The 19438-nt window shown below is 72.4% G+C and carries 15 protein-coding genes; 11 read left to right on the top strand and 4 right to left on the bottom strand.

Annotated elements, in window-relative coordinates; all coding sequences use genetic code 11:
- Positions 1 to 4: 4 nt before the first annotated feature.
- From ACZ49J_RS23500 to ACZ49J_RS23490, 3 genes are all read right to left on the bottom strand, one after another.
- Positions 5 to 1351 (bottom strand): coenzyme F420-0:L-glutamate ligase, encoded by a 1347-nt coding sequence (locus ACZ49J_RS23500; RefSeq protein WP_467452743.1) that lies wholly within the window; start codon positions 1349 to 1351, stop codon positions 5 to 7.
- The gene (gene cofD / locus ACZ49J_RS23495; protein WP_467452745.1) at positions 1348 to 2331 is read right to left on the bottom strand and encodes a 2-phospho-L-lactate transferase; all 984 of its coding nucleotides are present in this window, start codon (positions 2329 to 2331) and stop codon (positions 1348 to 1350) included. The genes ACZ49J_RS23500 and cofD overlap by 4 nt, the downstream gene beginning before the upstream one ends.
- 67 nt (positions 2332 to 2398) lie before the next feature.
- Positions 2399 to 2911, bottom strand: a complete 513-nt coding sequence (locus ACZ49J_RS23490) for a cysteine dioxygenase (RefSeq protein WP_467452747.1) — start codon at positions 2909 to 2911, stop codon at positions 2399 to 2401.
- 705 nt (positions 2912 to 3616) lie between these two features.
- Between ACZ49J_RS23490 and ACZ49J_RS23485 the strand changes: the two genes are divergently transcribed.
- The 3 genes from ACZ49J_RS23485 to ACZ49J_RS23475 all read left to right on the top strand — a co-directional run bounded on the left by ACZ49J_RS23485 (position 3617) and on the right by ACZ49J_RS23475 (position 9300).
- Positions 3617 to 3880: a WhiB family transcriptional regulator gene (locus ACZ49J_RS23485; protein WP_003975777.1), complete on the top strand. Its 264-nt coding sequence runs from the start codon at positions 3617 to 3619 to the stop codon at positions 3878 to 3880.
- Positions 3881 to 4159: 279 nt separating this feature from the next.
- A complete protein-coding gene (locus ACZ49J_RS23480; protein ID WP_467452749.1) occupies positions 4160 to 7801 on the top strand; it encodes a glycosyltransferase family 2 protein in 3642 nt (1213 codons plus the stop codon).
- Positions 7798 to 9300: a DUF5719 family protein gene (locus ACZ49J_RS23475; protein WP_467452750.1), complete on the top strand. Its 1503-nt coding sequence runs from the start codon at positions 7798 to 7800 to the stop codon at positions 9298 to 9300. Before ACZ49J_RS23480 ends, ACZ49J_RS23475 begins: the two co-directional genes overlap by 4 nt.
- Before the next feature lie 286 nt (positions 9301 to 9586).
- Here the strand turns inward: ACZ49J_RS23475 and ACZ49J_RS23470 are convergent, their stop codons facing one another.
- Positions 9587 to 9913: a metallopeptidase family protein gene (locus tag ACZ49J_RS23470; RefSeq protein WP_468350095.1), complete on the bottom strand. Its 327-nt coding sequence runs from the start codon at positions 9911 to 9913 to the stop codon at positions 9587 to 9589.
- Positions 9914 to 10427: 514 nt separating this feature from the next.
- Here ACZ49J_RS23470 and ACZ49J_RS23465 point away from each other — a divergent pair.
- From ACZ49J_RS23465 to ACZ49J_RS23430, 8 genes are all read left to right on the top strand, one after another.
- Positions 10428 to 10850, top strand: a complete 423-nt coding sequence (locus ACZ49J_RS23465) for a DUF3499 domain-containing protein (RefSeq protein ID WP_134042683.1) — start codon at positions 10428 to 10430, stop codon at positions 10848 to 10850.
- A gap of 133 nt (positions 10851 to 10983) precedes the next feature.
- Positions 10984 to 12600: an L-lactate permease gene (locus tag ACZ49J_RS23460; protein WP_467452751.1), complete on the top strand. Its 1617-nt coding sequence runs from the start codon at positions 10984 to 10986 to the stop codon at positions 12598 to 12600.
- A 184-nt stretch (positions 12601 to 12784) separates the two neighbouring features.
- The gene (locus tag ACZ49J_RS23455) at positions 12785 to 14149 is read left to right on the top strand and encodes a phosphomannomutase/phosphoglucomutase (protein WP_467452752.1); all 1365 of its coding nucleotides are present in this window, start codon (positions 12785 to 12787) and stop codon (positions 14147 to 14149) included.
- Between the two features lie 332 nt (positions 14150 to 14481).
- Positions 14482 to 14652, top strand: coding sequence for a Trm112 family protein (locus ACZ49J_RS23450; RefSeq protein WP_467452753.1), 171 nt, complete (start codon positions 14482 to 14484; stop codon positions 14650 to 14652).
- A 142-nt stretch (positions 14653 to 14794) separates the two neighbouring features.
- On the top strand, positions 14795 to 15922 hold the full coding sequence (locus ACZ49J_RS23445) for an SIS domain-containing protein (RefSeq protein ID WP_467452754.1): 1128 nt from the start codon (positions 14795 to 14797) through the stop codon (positions 15920 to 15922).
- Positions 15923 to 16018: 96 nt separating this feature from the next.
- Positions 16019 to 17170 carry a mannose-6-phosphate isomerase, class I gene (gene manA, locus ACZ49J_RS23440; RefSeq protein WP_467452756.1) on the top strand — a complete coding sequence of 384 codons (1152 nt, stop codon included), beginning with the start codon at positions 16019 to 16021 and terminating at the stop codon, positions 17168 to 17170.
- Positions 17171 to 17327: 157 nt separating this feature from the next.
- Positions 17328 to 18305, top strand: coding sequence for a cation diffusion facilitator family transporter (locus tag ACZ49J_RS23435; RefSeq protein ID WP_467452759.1), 978 nt, complete (start codon positions 17328 to 17330; stop codon positions 18303 to 18305).
- Positions 18306 to 18674: 369 nt separating this feature from the next.
- Positions 18675 to 19438, top strand: a 764-nt coding sequence (locus ACZ49J_RS23430) for an adenosylhomocysteinase (protein ID WP_467452760.1), incomplete at its 3' end; no start/stop codon positions are given.

The raw sequence follows: 19438 nt of genomic DNA, 5'->3' as shown, positions 1-19438 counted from the left end.
ACGTTCACCGCACCTCGATGAAGGCCCCCGCGTCCCGCTCCGGCCGCGCCCTCGGCTCCTCCGCCGCGTGGCCCACCGCCACGGCACCCATCGGATCCCACTCCTCCGGCAGCCCCAGCACCTCCCGTACGACATCCCGGCAGAACATCGTCGACGACACCCACGCGGAGCCCAGCCGCTCACCGGCCAGCGCCACCAGGAAGTTCTGCACCCCGGCTCCGGCGGCGACCACGAACATCTCCCGCTCGGCCCCGTCCCGCCGCGCGTCACCGTACGCATGGGACCCGTCCATCACCAGACACGGCACCACCAGGTACGGCGCGTTCCGCAGCACGTCCCCCCGGCGCACCCGCTTGGCTATGGACTCCTCCGACTTCCCGTCCCGCCGCAGATCCGCGATCCACGCGTCCCGCATGGCGTCCAGCAGCCGGACGCGCGACTCCTGGGACTCCAGCAGCACGAACCGCCACGGAGTGGTGTGGTGCGGCGCCGGCGCGGTGACGGCCGCGGCCACGGCACGCCGTACGGCACCGGGATCGACGGGCTCGTCGGTGAACGCCCGTACGGTGCGCCGCTGGGTCACCGCCTCCCGTACGGCCTCCGACGTCCCGAGCCGGAACATGTCGTCCCGCGCGCCGCGCACCATCGCCCGCGCTCCGTCGCCGTCCTCCCCGGCCACCACCACCTGCGCCAGCCCGCGTGCCACGGCGACGGGCAGCCCCGCCGCCTTGCCCTTCACCAGGTCCCCGGCGGCGGCCAGCTCGTCGGCGGTCGCGACGACGGTCGCGCTGAGCGGGTTGCCGTGCGCGTCGGCCCCGCCCCGCAGATCGTCGAGTACGCGCACGCCCGCGGCACCGATGGCGACGTCCGTCAGCCCCGTGCGCCACGGTCGCCCGAACGTGTCGGTGACGAGGACGCCGACGTCGACACCGAGGGCGTCCCGCAGCCCCTCGCGGATGGCCCGCGCGGACGCGTCCGGGTCCTCGGGCAGCAACAGCACGGTCCCGGGAGGGGTGTTGGAGGCGTCGACCCCGGCGGCCGCCATGATCAGCCCCTGCCGGTTCTCGACGATCCTCAGGGGCCCGCGGCGCGCCACGACCCGTACTGTCTCGGCGTCGATCGCGGCCTCGCGGTCGGTGGCCTCGACGACCCGGCCCTCGGCCTTGGACACGATCTTCGAGGTGACGAGGAGAACGTCCCCGTCGGCGAGCCCCGGCTCGGCGGCGGCGATCAGCTTGGCGAGGTCGTCGCCCTGCCGCACCTCGGGCAGCCCCGGAACGGCCCACACGCGGTAACCGGGAGCGGCGCCCGTCACGTCGCTGCCCGTACCTGTCGACGACTCGCTGCTCAAGCGCCCCGCACCTCCTCCGCCAGCGTCAGTGCCTCGCGGGCCATCTGTGCCGTGGCGTCCAGGTCCGTCATCATCAGCGGTACCGCCCGGCACCGGATTCCGGCGGCCTCGACGCGCTCCACCGCACCCGTGTCCACCGTGTCGACCAGCCACCCGTCCAGCAGCCCCGATCCGTAGTGCTCGGCGACGGCCGCCGCGGTGGACTCGACGCCGACGGCGGCCAGCACCTTGTCGGCCATGCCCCGCACGGGTGCGTCCCCGACGATGGGGGAGAGGCCGACGACGGGCACTCCGGCCTCGGCGATCCCCTCGCGGATGCCGGGCACGGCGAGGATCGTGCCGATGGACACGACGGGGTTGGACGGCGGGAAGAGCACCACGTCCGCCTCGGCGATGGCCTCCAGGACACCGGGGGCGGGCTTGGCCTGCTCCGCGCCCACCGGCACGATCGCCTCGGCCGGTACGGAGGCCCGCAGCCGCACCCAGTACTCCTGGAAGTGGATCGCCTTGCGCTCGCCGGGGTCCGGGGTGGCGCCGCTGTCGGGCAGCGTGACGGCGACATGGGTCTCGATGCGGTCGTCGGACATCGGGATGAGCCGCACGCCGGGCTTCCACCGGTCGCACAGGGCCTCGGTGACGGCGCTCAGCGGGTAGCCGGCGCCCAGCATCTGGGTGCGCACGATGTGCGTGGCGAAGTCCCGGTCCCCCAGCCCGAACCAGTCCGGCCCGACCCCGTAGGCCGTGAGCTCCTCCTTGAGGTGGAAGGTCTCGTCGGCCCGGCCCCAGCCCTGGTCCTCGTTGATACCGCCGCCGAGCGTGTACATCACCGTGTCGAGGTCCGGGCAGACCTTCAGCCCGAAGAGGTGGATGTCGTCCCCGGTGTTGCCGATGACGGTGATGTCCGCGTCCGGCGCGGCCCGCTTCAGACCACGCAGGAACCGGGCACCACCGATGCCGCCTGCCAGAACCACAATGCGCATGAGGCCAAGTCTCGCAGGCGGGTGGGACACCGGGACCTCATACCCCCGACGCCCTGCCCCCGGCGCCTCAGGCCGTGACCGTGTCCACCGCCGCGTACGACTCCTCGGCCGTGCAGGCGGACCTGTGCATCGGCATCTCCGTCAGCGCCGGGTAGTACACGTGCAGACTGACCGCCGGCTCCAGCGCGTCGTTCACCACCTCGTGCACGTACCCGGGCGCGAACACCCGCTGCGCGCCGGCGCCCAGGGCGCGCGTGCCGCGCTCGGTGCGCTCGGTCAGGGCGCCGTCGAGGACGGTGAGCACGCCGGAGGAGTCGCCATGGCCGTGCGGCCCGCTCCCCTGCCCGGGCACCCAGGACAGCAGCCACACCTCGTAGCCCGGCCCGGTGCGCAGCCGGTGGTACCAGCGGGATGTCGCGTCGTACTGGACGAGGTGCTCCCACTGGGAGCGGTCGGCGGCGATGGAACGGGCGAGACCGGCGAACTCGGCCACGGTGACCGGGTGCTCGCGCGGGGCCTGCAGGAGGTGCGGGACTTCGAGGAGGTCGCCGGCGATCTGGATGTCGCTGTCGCTGTTCATGGGTGGGGTGGTTCCTCGGCGGAAGTGTGGGGGACGGCTGGGTGTCGAAGACCGTCGCCCGGGTCACGGGCGTGGGGGTGGGCGCCCTGGTACGGGCGGAGGGAACAGCAGCCGAGCCCTGTCGGGGCTCAAGGGCAGCCGGAGCGCGTCTGGCTCAACAGCTGGAACAGCAACAGCTACAGCGAGCGCGGGCAGCACCGAGGAACCCGGCGGAGCGGGTCGAGGTGAGTGCCAAGTTCGCGAGCATGCCCACAAGGACACCGGTTCACACGCCGACTGTCAACTTGACGCCCGGCAGGTGGGAGGTGTTTCACCTCATCCGGTCCATCTGGCCGGTGAAAGGTTTGTGCGGGCGCTCTTCGGGACACCTGGCGCAGCACCGGCCGTACGGATCCGGTGGCAGGTGCCGGCATCCGGACGGGAAACCCGTGGCTTCGAGGTTCGAACCGCAACGGGATCGAACTTCTGGACGTCCTTTCCCGTATGGGAGGGAGACGCACCCCGGACCCCTGCCTGCTGTCAGGGTTTATGCCGATTTGAACACTTTCCGCATACCCTTGGTTCCGGAGAGTGAATAAGGGGCTCATTAGCAGATTCCGGCTTGACTCGCCCGTAGCAGCACACTTGTAATTTCACTCGTGTCGTTCAGCCGAAATCGGTAACGGCAGGCACCACGGGGACGCGAAAGACAGACGAGGGGCGCACATGACCGAGCTCGTGCAGCAACTGCTGGTCGACGACGCGGACGAGGAACTCGGCTGGCAGGAGCGCGCGCTCTGCGCCCAGACCGATCCCGAGTCCTTCTTCCCCGAGAAGGGCGGGTCGACCCGCGAGGCCAAGAAGGTCTGCCTCGCCTGCGAGGTCCGCTCCGAGTGCCTCGAATACGCACTCGCCAACGACGAGCGCTTCGGCATCTGGGGCGGCCTGTCGGAGCGCGAGCGCCGGCGGCTGAAGAAGGCGGCGGTCTGAGAGCGGCTGTCCTCCGGCAACAGCTGTCCTCCGGGAACAGCCGTCCGCGGACGCCGCACCGACCGGAACCGGCCACAACCAGCCACGCACGCGCGTGAGCACCGCTGACCAAACAGCACACACCTCACGTAACGATCGGCCCGTCGCCGGTGGGTTGTCCACAGGCGGCGGGCCGTCCCGCTGCCCAGCCGTTAGTGTGGTCGCTCGTCCGAGACGTCCCGCTGTCCCCGCAGGACACAGGCGTCGACCGCAGTCCAGCGAACCGGGGCCCGTACCTCGATGTCCGTGCACAGCCACCCGGCAGCCCACCACGACGCTGCCACTCCAGAGTTCCCACGCCACGTGGTGACCGCGGTGCTCGTCGCCCACGACGGCGCCCGCTGGCTGCCCGACGCGCTCGCGGGGCTCCTCGGCCAGGAGCGCCCCGTACAGAACGCCATGGCGGCCGACACCGGCAGCGCGGACGACTCCGCCCGGTTGCTCACCGACGCCCTCGGCGCCGACCGGGTCCTCCATCTCGCCCGGCGCACCGGTTTCGGCCAGGCCGTCGACGAGGTCAACCGCACCGCCGGTGAGCTCACCCCGGACGACCTGCCCTACCTCAAGCGCCCCAGCGGCTGGGACCCGGTCACCCGCACCTGGCGCGACGACGCCTACGACATGCCGGAGCTCCCGCACGGTGAGCCGGTCCAGTGGCTGTGGCTGCTGCACGACGACTGCGCCCCCGAACCGGACGCGCTCGCCCAGCTGCTGAGGGTCGTCGAGAACGAGCGGGAGCTCGGCCGGGACGAGGACATCGCCGTCGTCGGCCCCAAGCTCCGCGGCTGGTACGACCGCCGCCAGCTCCTCGAGGTCGGCGTCACCATCGCCAACTCCGGCCGCCGCTGGACCGGCCTGGACCGCCGCGAGCAGGACCAGGGGCAGCACGACCACGTCAAGCCCACCCTCGCCGTCTCCACCGCCGGCATGCTCATCCGCCGCGACGTCTTCGAACAGCTCGGCGGCTTCGACCGGCGCCTGCCCCTGATGCGTGACGACGTCGACCTGTGCTGGCGCGCCACCGCCGCCGGGCACCGCGTCCTCGTCGCCCCCGAAGCGGTCGTACGGCACGCCGAGGCGGCCTCCCGGGAGCGCCGCACCGTCGACTGCGTGGGCCGCAGCGCCGCCTCGCCGCACATGGTCGACAAGGCCGGCGCCGTCTACACCCTGCTCGTCAACGCCCGTACGGCACAGCTGCCGTGGGTGCTGGTCCGGATCGTGCTCGGCACCCTGCTGCGGACCCTCGCCTACCTCGTCGGCAAGGTCCCCGGACAGGCCGTCGACGAGACCCGGGGCCTTCTGGGCACGCTGCTCCGTCCGGAGCGGATCATCGCCGGCCGCCGCAGACGCGGCAGCCCCCGGATCGACAAGGGCGAACTGCGCGCCCTGTTCCCACCGCCCGGCGCGACCGTCCGGGCCACCGTCGAACAGGTCGCCGGCAACCTGATGGGCCGCTCCGACCCCGAGTCCTCCTCCGCGGGCCGGCACGGCGGCGCCGTCGAGTCCGGGCCCGGCGGCGACGACGCCGACTTCCTGCAGGTCGAACAGTTCGCCCGGCTCAAGCGCGTCGCCCGCAAGCCGGGGCCCGTACTCTTCGCCGTCCTCCTGCTCGTCTCGCTCGTCGCCTGCCGTGAACTGCTCGGCGGGCAGGCCCTCGCGGGCGGCGCGCTGCTGCCCGCGCCCGCCGACTCCTCCGAGCTGTGGGCGCGCTACCTCGACGCCTGGCACCCGGTGGGCGCGGGCGACACCCAGGCCGCGCCGCCGTACCTCGCGCTCGTCGCCCTGCTCGCCTCGCTGCTGCTGGGCTCCACCGGGCTCGCTGTCACCGTGCTGCTCGTGGCCTCCGTGCCGCTCGCCGGGTTCACCGCGTACTTCGCCTCACGGCCCCTCGTCGAGTCGCGGCTGCTGCGCGCGTGGGCGGCCGTCGCCTATGCCTTCCTGCCCGCCGTCACCGGCGCGCTCGCCGGCGGCCGCATCGGCACCGCCGTCCTCGCGGTCCTGCTGCCCCTCATCGCACGCGCGGGCGCCGCGGCCAGCGGCCTCGCGAACACCTCGGGCACCCGCGGCAGTTGGCGGGCCACCTGGGCGTACGCGCTGCTGCTGACCATCGCCACCGCTTTCACCCCGATCGTGTGGCCCATCGCCCTGCTCCTCGGCGTCGGACTCCTCGTGCTGCGCCGCGGCGACATCACCGCCTACGGTCTGCGCTTCCTCGCCCAGCTCGGCACTCCGCTGCTGATCCTCGCCCCCTGGTCGCTGACGCTGCTGCCGTTCGGCTTCTTCACGGAAGCCGGCCTGGAGTACGGGGCGAGCACGGCCTCCGCCACCGACCTCCTCGGCGCCAGCCCCGGCGGGCCCGGCACGGTCAGCGGGCTGATGCTCGCCGGCGTCGTGCTGGCCGCCCTCGCCGCCCTGCTGCGCTCCGAGCGGCAACTGCCCATCTGGACCGCCTGGACGGCCGCCCTCGTCGCGCTCGTCTTCGCCGCCCTCTCGAACGGCTCCACCTGGGCCGGGCCCGCGACCCTCGTCTACGGTCTCGCCCTGCTGGCCGCCGCCGCGCTCGGTGCCGACGGGGCGCGCTCACGCGTGGCCGAGCAGAGCTTCGGCTGGCGCCAGCCGGTGGCCGCGCTCATCGCGTTCGCCACGGCGGCCGGCCCGCTGCTCGTCGCCGCCGGGTGGATGATCCGCGGCGCCGACGGGCCCCTGGAGCGGCGCGACCCGGTCCAGGTACCCGCGTTCGTCGCCGAGGAGAGCGGCACGCGCGACCAGGCCCGCACCCTGGTCCTCGACAGCGACTCCGGCGCCGAGGTCGGCTACACCCTCGTCCGCGGCTCCGGCGCCCGCATGGGCGACGCCGAACTCGCGGCGGCGGGCGGCGAGAACAAGCTGCTCGACAAGGTCGTCGCCAACCTCGTCGCGGGCTCCGGCGCCGACCAGGCCGACGAACTCGGCGGGTTCGCCGTGCGCTACGTCCTCGTCCGCAAGGGTGCGCCGCGCGAGATCAGCCGCGTCCTCGACGCCACACCGGGCCTCACCCGGCTCAGCCAGCAGGACGGCAGCGCCCTGTGGCGCGTGGACCGGCAGGTCGCCCGCGCCACCATCGTGTCCGGCTCCGGCGACCCGCAGCCCATCGCGGCCGGACCCGTCGACATCCACACCACCGTCCCCGACGGCGGATCGGGCCGCACGCTCCGCCTCGCCGACACCGCCGACCCGGGCTGGACCGCCACCCTGGACGGCAGGCCGCTCACCGGCACCACCGTCGACGGCTGGGCCCAGGGCTTCGAACTCCCCCCGAACGGCGGGAGGCTGGACGTCACCTACGAGGCCCCCGTGAGCCACACCGGCTGGCTGTGGGCACAGGGCGCGCTCGCCGTCGTCCTCGTGGTCCTCGCCCTGCCGGGCCGCCGCCGCGACGTCGACGACGACCTTCCCGAGGAGCCGGTCGTCCCCGCGCAGGCGACCGCCGGAGACGGCCGCCGCGCCCGCCGCCTGCGCGCCCAGGCCGAGGCCGAGAGCGCGGCCGGCACGGACGAGACCGCGTCGACCCCTCCTCCTCCGCAGGAGGCCCCGGCGGCGGCCGCCGTCCCGCAGCAGCAGTCCTACGGCGCATGGGACAACCAGAGCTACACCGGCGCCGGCTACAACACCTACGGACACGACCCCTACCAGGGCTCCCAGCAGTACCCCGCGGGCACGTACGACCAGACCTACCAGGCGGACCCGTACCAGACGGGCGCCCACCAGGGCGGCCAGTACGACCCGTACGCCTACGGGGGCACGACCGAGTCGTACGACCAGACGTACACCCAGGGCTACGACGCGACGTACGACCCGTCGCAACGCCCCGACAGTGAGCGCCCCGACGGGAGCCAGCAGTGAATCGCACGACCTTGTCCCTGATCGCCGGCGCGACCGCGCTCGCCGCCGTCACCGGCTTCGCCGCGCTCACCGCGCCCGACGCCTCCGGCGACGGCACGGCCAAGGCGGCGGCCCAGCTGCCCGTGGAGCGCACGAGCCTGCTGTGCCCCCAGCCGAGCACGTCGGACGTCGCGGAGACCGCGTACACGTCGTTCACGCCGGTCACGAAGGGGACGGGGGACAAGGGGAAGGCCGAACTGGCGGCGGCGGGCGAGGAGTCCGCGGACGACGGTGGTGACGGCGGCAAGAAGCAGACCGGCAAGGCCGCGAAGCCCGTCGTCGAGCCCAAGGAGCCCGGCAAGCCCGCCACCGGCAGCGCCGACGGAGCCGAGGCACCCGCGCTGATCGGTCTCGCCGAGGGCACGTTCGCGCCCGGCTGGACCGTCCAGGAGACCACCGAGGTCGCAGCGGGCACCGGACGCGGTCTGCTCGGCACCAACTGCACCGCCCCGGACACCGAGTTCTGGTTCCCGGGAGCCAGCACGGCCGCCGACCGCACCGACTACGTCCACCTGACGAACCCGGACGACTCCGCCGCCGTCGTCGACATCGAGCTGTACGGCAAGGACGGCGCCCTCAAGACGACCGTGGGGGAGGGCATCACGGTCAAGCCGCACTCCAGCGAGCCGGTGCTGCTGTCCACGCTCACGGACCAGCCGGAGACCAACCTGACCGTGCACGTGAGCGTGCGCAGCGGCCGGGTCGCCGCGGCCGTCCAGGCGCTGGACGACAAGGTGGGCGGCGACTGGCTGGCCCCTGCGGCCGACCCCGCGGCGAGCGTGGTGATCCCCGGCATTCCGAAGGACGCGACCTCCGTGCGCCTGGTGGCCTTCGCGCCCGGTGAGCGGGACGCCGACCTGAAGCTCCGGCTCACCTCGCCCTCGGGGACGATCACTCCCGCCGGCAACGAGACGCTGCACGTGAAGGCCGGCATGACGGCGGCCGTGGACCTCGGCGACGTCACGCGGGGCGAGGCGGGGTCCTTGTCGCTGACGCCCACGGACGACTCCGTGCCCGTGGTGGCCGCGGTGCGGGTGGTGCGGGGCAAGGGAGCCAAACAGGAGACGGCGTTCATTCCGGGGAGCCGGACGGTGGGCCAGCGCGCGAGCGTCGCCGACAACCGCTCCAAGGGCGTCACCCTCGCCCTCACCGCGCCGGGCCGCACCGCCGAGGTCAAGGTCACGGCATCGGCGGGCAGCGAGGGCGGCACGGCGGTGACCAAGACGTACACGATCAAGTCCGGCACGACCGAGAACGTCGCCGCACCCGTCCCCAGCGGCCTGAAGGGCACCTACGCCCTCACGGTCGAACCGGTCTCCGGCGGCCCCGTCTACGCCTCCCGCATGCTCGAATCCACAGCCAACGGCACCTCCGGCTTCACCATCCAGCCCCTCCAGGACGACCGAGGCACGGTAGCGGTCCCGAACGCGGAACAGGACCTGTCGGTACTGCAGAGGTAGGGGCAGAGGTGTAGGCGAAGTGCCCTTTAGGGGCGCGGGGGGACCTGCGCGGTCTTTCAGGGGCGCGGGGATCTGCGCGGTCTTTCAGGGGCGCGGGGCACTGCGCGGTTTTTCAGGGGCGCGGGGAACTGCGCGACAAGCCACAACAAACCCGCACCGAACAACGATGCAGGCCAAAGGGGGTCTGGGGCACAGCCCCAGGGGACGGGAATGGGTAGGGGCGGCGGGGGCGATCCCCCGAGGGAACAAACCCGCAGCAGCCGTCACTCCCCCCGGTCACCCCCCGTCAATCCTCCCCATACCGAGGATCGACCGTCTCCGGCGTAAGCCCCAGAATCTCGGCCACCTGCTCCACCACCACCTCATGAACCAGCGCGGCCCGCTCCTCCCGCCCCTTGGTACGGATCTCCACAGGCCGCCGGTACACCACGACACGCGCGGGCCGCCCCTCCCGCGCGGGAACCGTGCCCCCAAGCGGCACCGCCTCGTCGTTCCAGGCCTCCCGCGGCCCGTCGAGCCGCGGCACCTCGAGAACGAGGAAGTCGATGTCGGCGAGCTGCGGCCAGCGCCGTTCGAGACGCTCCACGGAGTCCTGCACGAGGTCCGCGAACACCTCGGCACGACTGGCCGCGAGAGGGACCTGAGGCGGCGCGACGGGGCCACGCATGCCCCTGCCATGCCGGTCACGGCGGCGGGGCCCGGGTGCGGCGGCACGGGGCGGTACGGGGTTGTCCATCACCTACGAAGCGTAGTCCCCGGCCGCGGCGGGTGTCCGACGCCCACGCGGGGCGCCGGAAGCACGCGGCGACCGGCATCGACGGCTCGACCGGCTCGACCGGCATCCACCGGCTCGACCGGCATCCACCGGCTCGACCGGCGTCGACCGGCGTCGAGCCGTCACGGACGCCGTACGGCATGTCGGCAGTTGACCATTCCAGCCAAGGTTGGGCTCGATTCCGTATCCCTCCGGGACCGCCAACCTCATGGCAATTGGCAGGATTTGTGTCAGCTTGTGATCGGTTCTCAGGGTGTTCGGCATTCCGGACGCGAGTCTCCGCCCTGGTCAGACTGGTGTGCCCGGTGGGGCCTGTGGGGCGTCTCACACCGCGACACGGTGGAGTGACCTGGTGGAGAGTCGTCGCGGCCCGCTCAAGAGTGCGGTACCGTCCAACGTCGTGAGCCCTGTACGTCGCTGTTCGCGCACCGCCTGCGGCCGACCTGCCGTCGCGACGCTGACGTACGTCTACGCCGACTCGACCGCGGTCCTCGGCCCGCTCGCCACCTACGCCGAACCCCACTGCTACGACCTGTGCGCCGAGCACTCCGAGCGCCTCACCGCCCCACGCGGCTGGGAGGTCGTCCGTCTCCTCGACGGCTCCGCCCCGGCCCGGCCCAGCGGCGACGATCTGGAAGCGCTTGCCAACGCCGTGCGCGAGGCGGCAAGGCCCCAGCAGCGCGCCGCGGAGGCCGGCGGCAGCGGGCGCTCGGCGGACCCGATGGAGGTCGCCCGCCGCGGCCATCTACGGGTGCTGAGGTCACCGGACAACTGAGGAACCCCTCGAAGAAGTTCCGCACGAACATCACTGAGCCATGCACGCACATTGACGCCAGGCTGTCGCGGACACGACCATTCCGGTACCGGTGAGAAACCGCTTTCCGCATCGCGGAACCGGGGAGGCGCCCGTGTACGTCCAGGAACTGGAACCCGTGGCCGACTCGCTCGGCCTGTCCGCACTCGTCGCGACCCTGCCGCTCGTCCTCGTGCTCGTCCTGCTCGGCGGCGTCCGGATGAAGGCCCACCGGGCGGGCCTGATCGGCCTTCTGGCAGCCGCCCTCGTGGCGTGGCTCGCGTACGGCATGCCGGTCGGCCAGACCCTGTCCGGCGCCGCGCAGGGCGCCGTCTTCGGGCTCTTCCCGATCATGTGGATCGTGGTCAACGCCCTCTGGGTGTACCGGATGACCGTCCGCACCCGGCACTTCGACATCCTGCGCCGCTCGTTCGGGCGGCTCTCCGACGACCCGCGCATCCAGGCCCTCGTCGTGGCGTTCTGCTTCGGCGCGCTTCTGGAAGCCCTCGCGGGCTTCGGCGCGCCGGTCGCCATCTGCTCGGTGATGCTCGTCGCGCTCGGCTTCGACCCGGTCCGGGCCGCCGTGGTCGCCCTGGTCGCGAACACCGCGCCGGTCGCCTTCGGCGCCATGGGAACCCCCGTCGTCACGCTCGCCCAGGTCACCGAACTTCCCCTGGACACCGTCGCGTCCGTGGTGGGCCGTCAGACGCCGTTGCTGGCCCTCGTGGTGCCGCTCGTACTGGTCGGCCTGGTGGACGGGCGGCGCGGGCTGCAGGAGACCTGGGTGCCCGCCCTTGCGTGCGGAACCGCCTTCGCCGTCGGCCAGTTCGTCGCGTCCAACTACGTCTCCGCGCAACTCGCCGACATCGGGGCGGCCTTGCTGGGCGCGGCCGCCCTCGTCGCCGTACCCCACGCGCGCAGGCCCGCGGCCGAACCCGTGCGGGCGACGGTCCTGACCGGCGCGCGCAGCGAGGACCTGGACGAGGAGGACCCACGGCGCGAGGTCGTGCGCGCCTACGCGCCGTACGCGCTGATCGTCGCCATCTTCTCCCTCGCCCAGATCCCCGTCGTGAAGGACTGGCTGGACGGTGCGACCCGCACCTTCGACTGGCCGTTCCTCGACGTCGCGAACCCGGACGGCGAGCCGGTCGGCGGCAACGTCTTCACCTGGCCGATCGTGTCGACCGGAGGCACCCTCGTGCTCCTCGCGGGGATGGGCACGGCGGCCGTACTGGGGGTCCACGCGCGCGTGGCGGTCAGGGAGTGGGCGGCGACCGTGCGCGAACTGCGGTTCGCCATCCTCACGGTGACGTCCGTACTCGGCCTCGCCTACGTCATGAACCTCTCCGGACAGGCCGCGACGATCGGCCACTTCGTGGCGGCGGCCGGCGCCGGACTCGCCTTCCTGTCACCGGTCCTGGGCTGGTTCGGCGTCGCCGTCTCCGGCTCGGACACCTCGGCCAACGCCCTCTTCGGCGCCCTCCAGGTCAGCGCCGCACGGGAGTCGGGGCTCTCGCCCGAACTGCTCGCCGCCGCCAACAGTTCCGGCGGTGTGCTCGGCAAGATGATCTCGCCGCAGAACCTGACGATCGCGTGCGCGGCGGTCGGGCTCGCGGGCCGCGAGGGCGACCTGCTGCGCAAGGTGCTGCCGTGGAGCCTCGGGCTGCTCCTGGTGATGTGCCTGATCGTTGTGGGCCAGAGCACGCCCGTACTCGACTGGATGCTTCCGTGAACGACCGGCGGGGGTCCGCGGGAGACCGGCCGGGGGCCCGCGGGAGAGGAGACGCGGGAGAGGAGAGGGGCGTCCCGGAGGAAACGCACGGCGAACTCCCCGGACATCCTCGGAGGTCGCACAGCCGACTGTCACATTCGGCGGGTAGTTTGGGGTGACCAATGAGACTTCAGGAGGGTTGGCCGTGGCTGCTGATCTGTCGACGATCGTCAAGGCGTACGACGTACGCGGAGTGGTCCCGGACCAGTGGGACGAGTCACTGGCCGAGCTCTTCGGAGCGGCCTTCGCCCAGGTGACCGGCGCGGACGCCATCGTGATCGGCCACGACATGCGGCCCTCGTCTCCCGGGCTGTCACGGGCCTTCGCGCGAGGGGCGGCGGCACGCGGTGTGGACGTCACCGAGATCGGCCTGTGCTCGACGGACCAGCTGTACTACGCGTCGGGCTCGCTGAACCTGCCCGGGGCGATGTTCACGGCCTCCCACAACCCCGCGCAGTACAACGGCATCAAGATGTGCCGCGCGGGCGCCGCCCCGGTCGGCCAGGACACGGGCCTCGCCGAGATCCGCGAGCTGGTCGAGGGCTGGAGCGAGACGGGCGCTCCGGAGCCGGCCCCCACCCCGGGAACGATCACCCAGCGCGACACGCTGGAGGACTACGCGGCCCACCTCCGCTCCCTCGTCGACCTGACCTCCATCCGCCCCCTGAAGGTCGTGGTCGACGCGGGCAACGGCATGGGAGGCCACACGGTCCCCACGGTCTTCGCGGGCCTGCCCCTCGACCTCGTCCCGATGTACTTCGAACTGGACGGCACCTTCCCGAACCACGAGGCGAACCCTCTGGACCCGGCGAACATCGTGGACCTGCAGAAGCGCGTCCGCGAGGAGTCCGCCGACCTGGGAATCGCCTTCGACGGCGACGCCGACCGCTGCTTCGTCGTCGACGGGCACGGCGACCCGGTCTCGCCGTCGGCCATCACCGCGCTCGTCGCCTCCCGCGAGCTCGCCAAGCACGGCGGTAAGGGCACGGTCATCCACAACCTGATCACGTCCTGGTCGGTACCGGAGGTCGTGAGGGAGAACGGCGGCACACCGGTACGCACGCGCGTGGGCCACTCCTTCATCAAGGCCGAGATGGCGAGCACGGGAGCGATCTTCGGAGGCGAGCACTCCGCGCACTACTACTTCGCCGACTTCTGGAACGCCGACACGGGCATGCTGGCCGCCCTCCACGTCCTCGCAGCCCTCGGCGGCCAGGACGGCCCCCTCTCCGCCCTCGTCGCCCAGTACGACCGCTACGCGGGCTCCGGCGAGATCAACTCCACGGTGGACGATCAGGCGGCCCGCCTCGCCGCCATCAAGTCCGCCTACGAGGGCCGCGAGGGCGTCGAACTCGACGAACTGGACGGCCTGACCGTCTCGTCCTCCGACTGGTGGTTCAACGTACGCCCGTCCAACACCGAACCCCTGCTGAGGCTGAACGCGGAGGCGAGGGACGAGGCGACGATGGCGAAGGTACGGGACGAGGCACTGGAGATCATCAGGGGCTGAGGCGGGTCCGGGGGAGTGCCGTGGGGGCGAGGCGCGGGCTGTGACCTGCGCTCGGGGATGAGGCGTCGCGGCCGATGCGGCCGATGCGGCCGTCAGGCCGCGGGGGCGCGGGGAACCGCGCGATCAGCTCCCAACCGCCCGCACAAACCCACCCACCCCAACCCACTTCCCCGCGAGGGGGTCTGGGGCGCAGCCCCAGGGATGGGACGGGTAGGGGCGGCGGGGGCGAAAACCCTCACGGGCACCCTCCCGCCCCACCGTCCCGCCCCGGCGCCCCCCGCCCCACAGCGGTACTCTGACCAGGCCGCATCCACGTTCGGAAGGACACGCCCATGCCGCTCGAAGCCGGCCTCCTGGAGATCCTCGCCTGCCCGGCATGCCACGCCCCCCTCAAGGAGGAGGACGCCGAGCTGGTCTGCACGGGCCAGGACTGCGGCCTCGCCTACCCCGTCCGGGACGACATCCCCGTACTCCTCGTCGACGAGGCCCGCCGCCCCGCGTAGCACGCACCCCCGGAAGCGGGGTACGCGGAAGCGGGTACAGCGGGGTACGCGGAAGAAAACCCAGGCGACCACCCCAGGCGACAGAAGAAGACCCAGGCGACAAGGGAACACAAGGGCACCCGGCGATCGGAGGCTGCCGCCCATGCTCGACGAATCGCTGCTCGACACCCCCGACGCCCTCGCGGAGGCGGACCACCGCGGCCTGCTCCGCGGCGCCGCCGAAGCCGGCGCCCGCGTCCGCACCGCCGTCCGCCTCGCCACCGAGGCCGGCATCCCCGACCTGAAGCCCGACGGCCGCCCCCGCGCCGTTCTGATCGCCGGCCCCGGCACCGCCTCCGCGGGCGTCGCCGACCTCCTCGGCGCCCTCGCCGGCTCCGGCTGCCCCGTCACCCGTCTGCAGCCCACCGGCGTGGCCCCCGCCGCGGGCGCCCTCCGCTGGGAGCTCCCCGGCTGGGTGGGATCCCTCGACCTCCTCCTGGTCGCCACCCCCGACGGCACCGAAGCGGGCCTCTCCCTCCTCGTGGACCAGGCCTACCGCCGCGGCTGCACCGTCGTCGCCGTCGCCCCCGCCCGCACCCCGATCACCGAGGCGGTGGAAGGCGCCCACGGCCTCTTCGTCCCGATGGCGACCACCCCGTACGAACAGGACGAAGCCCTCGCGGCCACCGCGCCCGGCCTCCTGTGGGCGCTCCTCACCCCGATGCTGGCGCTGCTGGACCGCACCGGCCTGATCACGGCGCCTCCCGACGCCCTGGAGAAGGTCGCCGACCGCCTCGACCTTGTCGCCGAGCGCTGCGGCCCGGCCATCGCCACCTACAGCAACCCCGCCAAGACCCTCGCCGCCGAGCTCTCCGAGTCCCTCCCGCTGCTGTGGACCGAGGGCGCTTCCGCGGGCCCCGTCGGGCGCCGTTTCGCCGCCGCGCTGGCCGAGCTGGCGGGCCGGCCCGCACTGGCCGCCCAGCTGCCGGAGGCGCTCGTCTCCCACACGGTCCTGCTCTCCGGCGCCCTGGCCGCGGGCGCCGACCCCGACGACTTCTTCCGCGACCGCGTCGAGGAGGCCGCCGCCCTCCACGCCCGCGTGGTGCTCCTGCGCGACCGGGCGAACGGGGCCCTCAGCGCCGCCCCGGCCGCCCGCGAACTCGCCCTCAGCCACGACACCGCGATCAGCGAACTGGAAGCCGAGCCCGGCGGCGACCTGGAGACCCTCGCGGAGCTGATCGCCGTCACCGATTTCGCCGCCGTTTACCTCGCCCTCGCTTCGGCGACGTGAGCTGGGCCCGCACCCCGTGACCAGCACGGGGCCGAGCAGCGTACGCAGCGCGGTACTGAGGTACCGCAGTACCGCAGTACCGAAGGACAAGGACCCATGGACCGCCTCGAGAACATCATCCGCCCCTACGCCTGGGGCTCCACCACCGCCATCCCGCACCTCCTGGGCGTGGAGCCGACCGGCGAACCGCAGGCGGAGATGTGGATGGGTGCCCACCCCGGCGCGCCCTCGCGCACCGCACGCGGCCCCCTCACCGAGGTGATCGACGAGGCCCCGGAGCGGGAACTGGGAGCCCAGGCAGTCGCCAAGTTCGGCCCCCGCCTCCCCTTCCTTCTGAAGATCCTCGCCGCCGGTGCTCCCCTCTCCCTCCAGGTGCACCCCAACCTCCAGCAGGCGAAGCAGGGTTACGAGGACGAGGAGCGCCGCGGCATCCCCGTGGACGCCGGGCACCGCAACTACAAGGACGCCAACCACAAGCCCGAACTGATCTGCGCCCTCACGGAGTTCGACGGCCTGTGCGGCTTCCGCGACCCGGCTGAGGCCGCGGACCTGCTGGCAGGCCTCGATGTCGACTCCCTGAAGCCGTACGTCGACCTGCTGCACGCCCACCCCGAAGAGGCCGCCCTGCGCGAGGTGCTGACCGCCGTGCTGTCGGCCGACCCCGAGCAGATGACCCAGACGGTCACCGAGGCCGCGGCCGCCTGCGAACGCCTCGGCGGCCCCTACGCGCCGTACGCCGACATCGCCCACCACTACCCGGGCGACCCCGGCGTCATCGCCGCCATGCTCCTCAACCACGTCCGGCTCCAGCCCGGCGAGGCCCTGTTCCTCGGCGCGGGCGTCCCGCACGCGTACCTGAACGGACTCGGCGTCGAGATCATGGCCAACTCCGACAACGTCCTGCGCTGCGGCCTCACCCCGAAGCACGTCGACGTACCCGAACTCCTGCGCGTCGTCCGCTTCGAGGCGAGCGACCCCGGTGTCCTGCGCCCCGAGGCGTCCCCCGACGACGAGGAGGTCTACGAGACCCCGATCGACGAGTTCCGCCTCTCCCGCTACGTCCTCCCCGAGGGCTCCGCCGCCCACGACCTCACCCGCGCGACCCCGCAGATCCTGCTGTGCACGGCAGGTTCCGTAGTGGCGGGCGAGCACCGGCTCGACCCCGGTGAGTCCGTCTTCGTACCGGCCGGAGAGAAAGCCGAAGTCTCCGGAACCGGCACGGTTTTCCGCGCCACCGTGATCGCCTGACCGACCGCCGGAAGGCGCCGGAGCACGCTTGAGCGACGCTTGAAGGGAGACCTGGCTCACCGACGTCGGACCGGGCTGCAACAATGCCCACTGCAAAAGGCGGGCAAAGCCCGGCCGACGACGGACCAAAGCGTAGGCGAAGGGACATCCCGGACACATGAGCGCGTCAGGCGGCACCAAGGCGATCGTGGCGGCACTCGCTGCCAACCTCGCGATCGCGGCAGCGAAGTTCGTGGCGTTCCTCTTCAGCGGATCGTCGTCGATGCTGGCCGAGTCGGTGCACTCGCTCGCCGACTCCGGCAACCAGGGCCTGCTGCTCGTCGGCGGCAAGAAGGCCCAGCGCGAGGCGACTCCCCAGCACCCGTTCGGCTACGGCCGCGAACGCTACATCTACGCCTTCCTCGTCTCGATCATCCTGTTCTCGGTCGGCGGCATGTTCGCGCTCTACGAGGGCTACGAGAAGATCAAGCACCCGCACGAGATCGAGCACTGGTACTGGCCGGTCGGCGTCCTCGTCTTCGCGATCATCGCCGAGACGTTCTCCTTCCGCACCGCCATCAAGGAGTCCAACGCCCTGCGCGGCAAGAAGTCCTGGAAGGAGTTCGTCCGCCACGCCAAGGCCCCCGAACTGCCGGTCGTCCTCCTGGAGGACCTCGGCGCGCTGGTCGGCCTGATCCTGGCCCTGGGCGGCGTGGGCCTCGCCCTGCTCACCGGCGACGGCGTCTGGGACGGCATCGGCACGCTCTGCATCGGCGTCCTGCTCATCCTGATCGCGATCGTCCTGGCCGTGGAGACCAAGTCGCTGCTGCTCGGCGAGTCCGCGGGCGCCGAAGAGGTCACGAAGATCGAGAAGGCCCTCGTCGACGGCGACACGGTCACGGGCATCATCCACATGCGCACGCTCCACCTCGGTCCCGAGGAGCTCCTGGTCGCCGCCAAGGTCGCCGTCCAGCACGACGACACCGCCAGCGAGATCGCCTCCGCCATCAACGCCGCCGAGGCCCGCATCCGCGAGTCCGTCCCGATCGCCCGCGTCATCTACCTCGAGCCCGACATCTACAGCGAGGCCGAGGCCTCCAAGGGCCCGGACCCCGAGGCCACCCCCGGCGGCCCCGCCCGCACCGCCGACCACTGACCTCCCGCCCACAGACCGAACCAGGGCCCGCCGAACCGCTCGGCGGGCCCTGGCGCGTGCCACGCCCAAGGCACACCCACCCCAGCCCCCCACCCCACTTTTCCGTCGAGCCGCCCGCCCTTGTCCGGATCTGTACGCAGGCGGACTGGGGACAGCCGGGACGACCGGTGTAGCTTGGGTCGGAGCCAGACGTCGCTGCTGATGGCGGTCGGGCGGTCCCAGCGCGGATCGACCGAGGGAGAGAGGGCCTCCGACGGACTGCGCTGCGCGCACGCGGGCATGCCTGTGTCCTCTTCGGGCACCCCTGTGTCCGCCGCCGCGCAGACCAGCCGTACACACCCTCGACCCGAAACCGAGGAGCAGCTCGCAATGACGACTGTCGAAAAGCGACAGGACTTCAAGGTCGCCGACCTCTCCCTGGCCGAGTTCGGCCGCAAGGAGATCACCCTCGCCGAGCACGAGATGCCGGGCCTGATGGCGATCCGCAAGGAGTACGCCGAGGCGCAGCCGCTCGCCGGCGCGCGCATCACCGGATCGCTGCACATGACGGTGCAGACGGCCGTCCTGATCGAGACCCTGGTCGCCCTGGGCGCCCAGGTCCGCTGGGCGTCCTGCAACATCTTCTCCACCCAGGACCACGCGGCCGCGGCGATCGCGGTCGGCCCGAACGGCACGGTGGACGACCCGCAGGGCGTGCCGGTCTTCGCCTGGAAGGGCGAGACGCTGGAGGAGTACTGGTGGTGCACGGAGCAGGCGCTGACCTGGCCGGACTCGCCCACCGGCGGCCCGAACATGATCCTCGACGACGGCGGTGACGCCACCCTCCTCGTCCACAAGGGCGTCGAATACGAGAAGGACGGCAAGGTCCCCTCTGTCGACACCGCCGAGAGCGACGAGCACCGCGTCATCCTCGAACTCCTGCACCGCACCATCACGGACGGCTCGCGGAAGTGGACCCAGCTCGCCTCGGAGATCCGCGGGGTGACGGAGGAGACCACGACGGGTGTGCACCGTCTGTACGAGATGCAGCGCGACGGTGTGCTGCTGTTCCCGGCGATCAACGTCAACGACGCGGTGACGAAGTCGAAGTTCGACAACAAGTACGGCTGCCGCCACTCCCTCATCGACGGCAT

This window comes from Streptomyces sp. NPDC030840 (assembly GCF_055572015.1).
The sequence above is the reverse complement of the archived record's forward strand: the minus strand, read 5'-3'. Positions and strand labels throughout refer to the sequence as shown.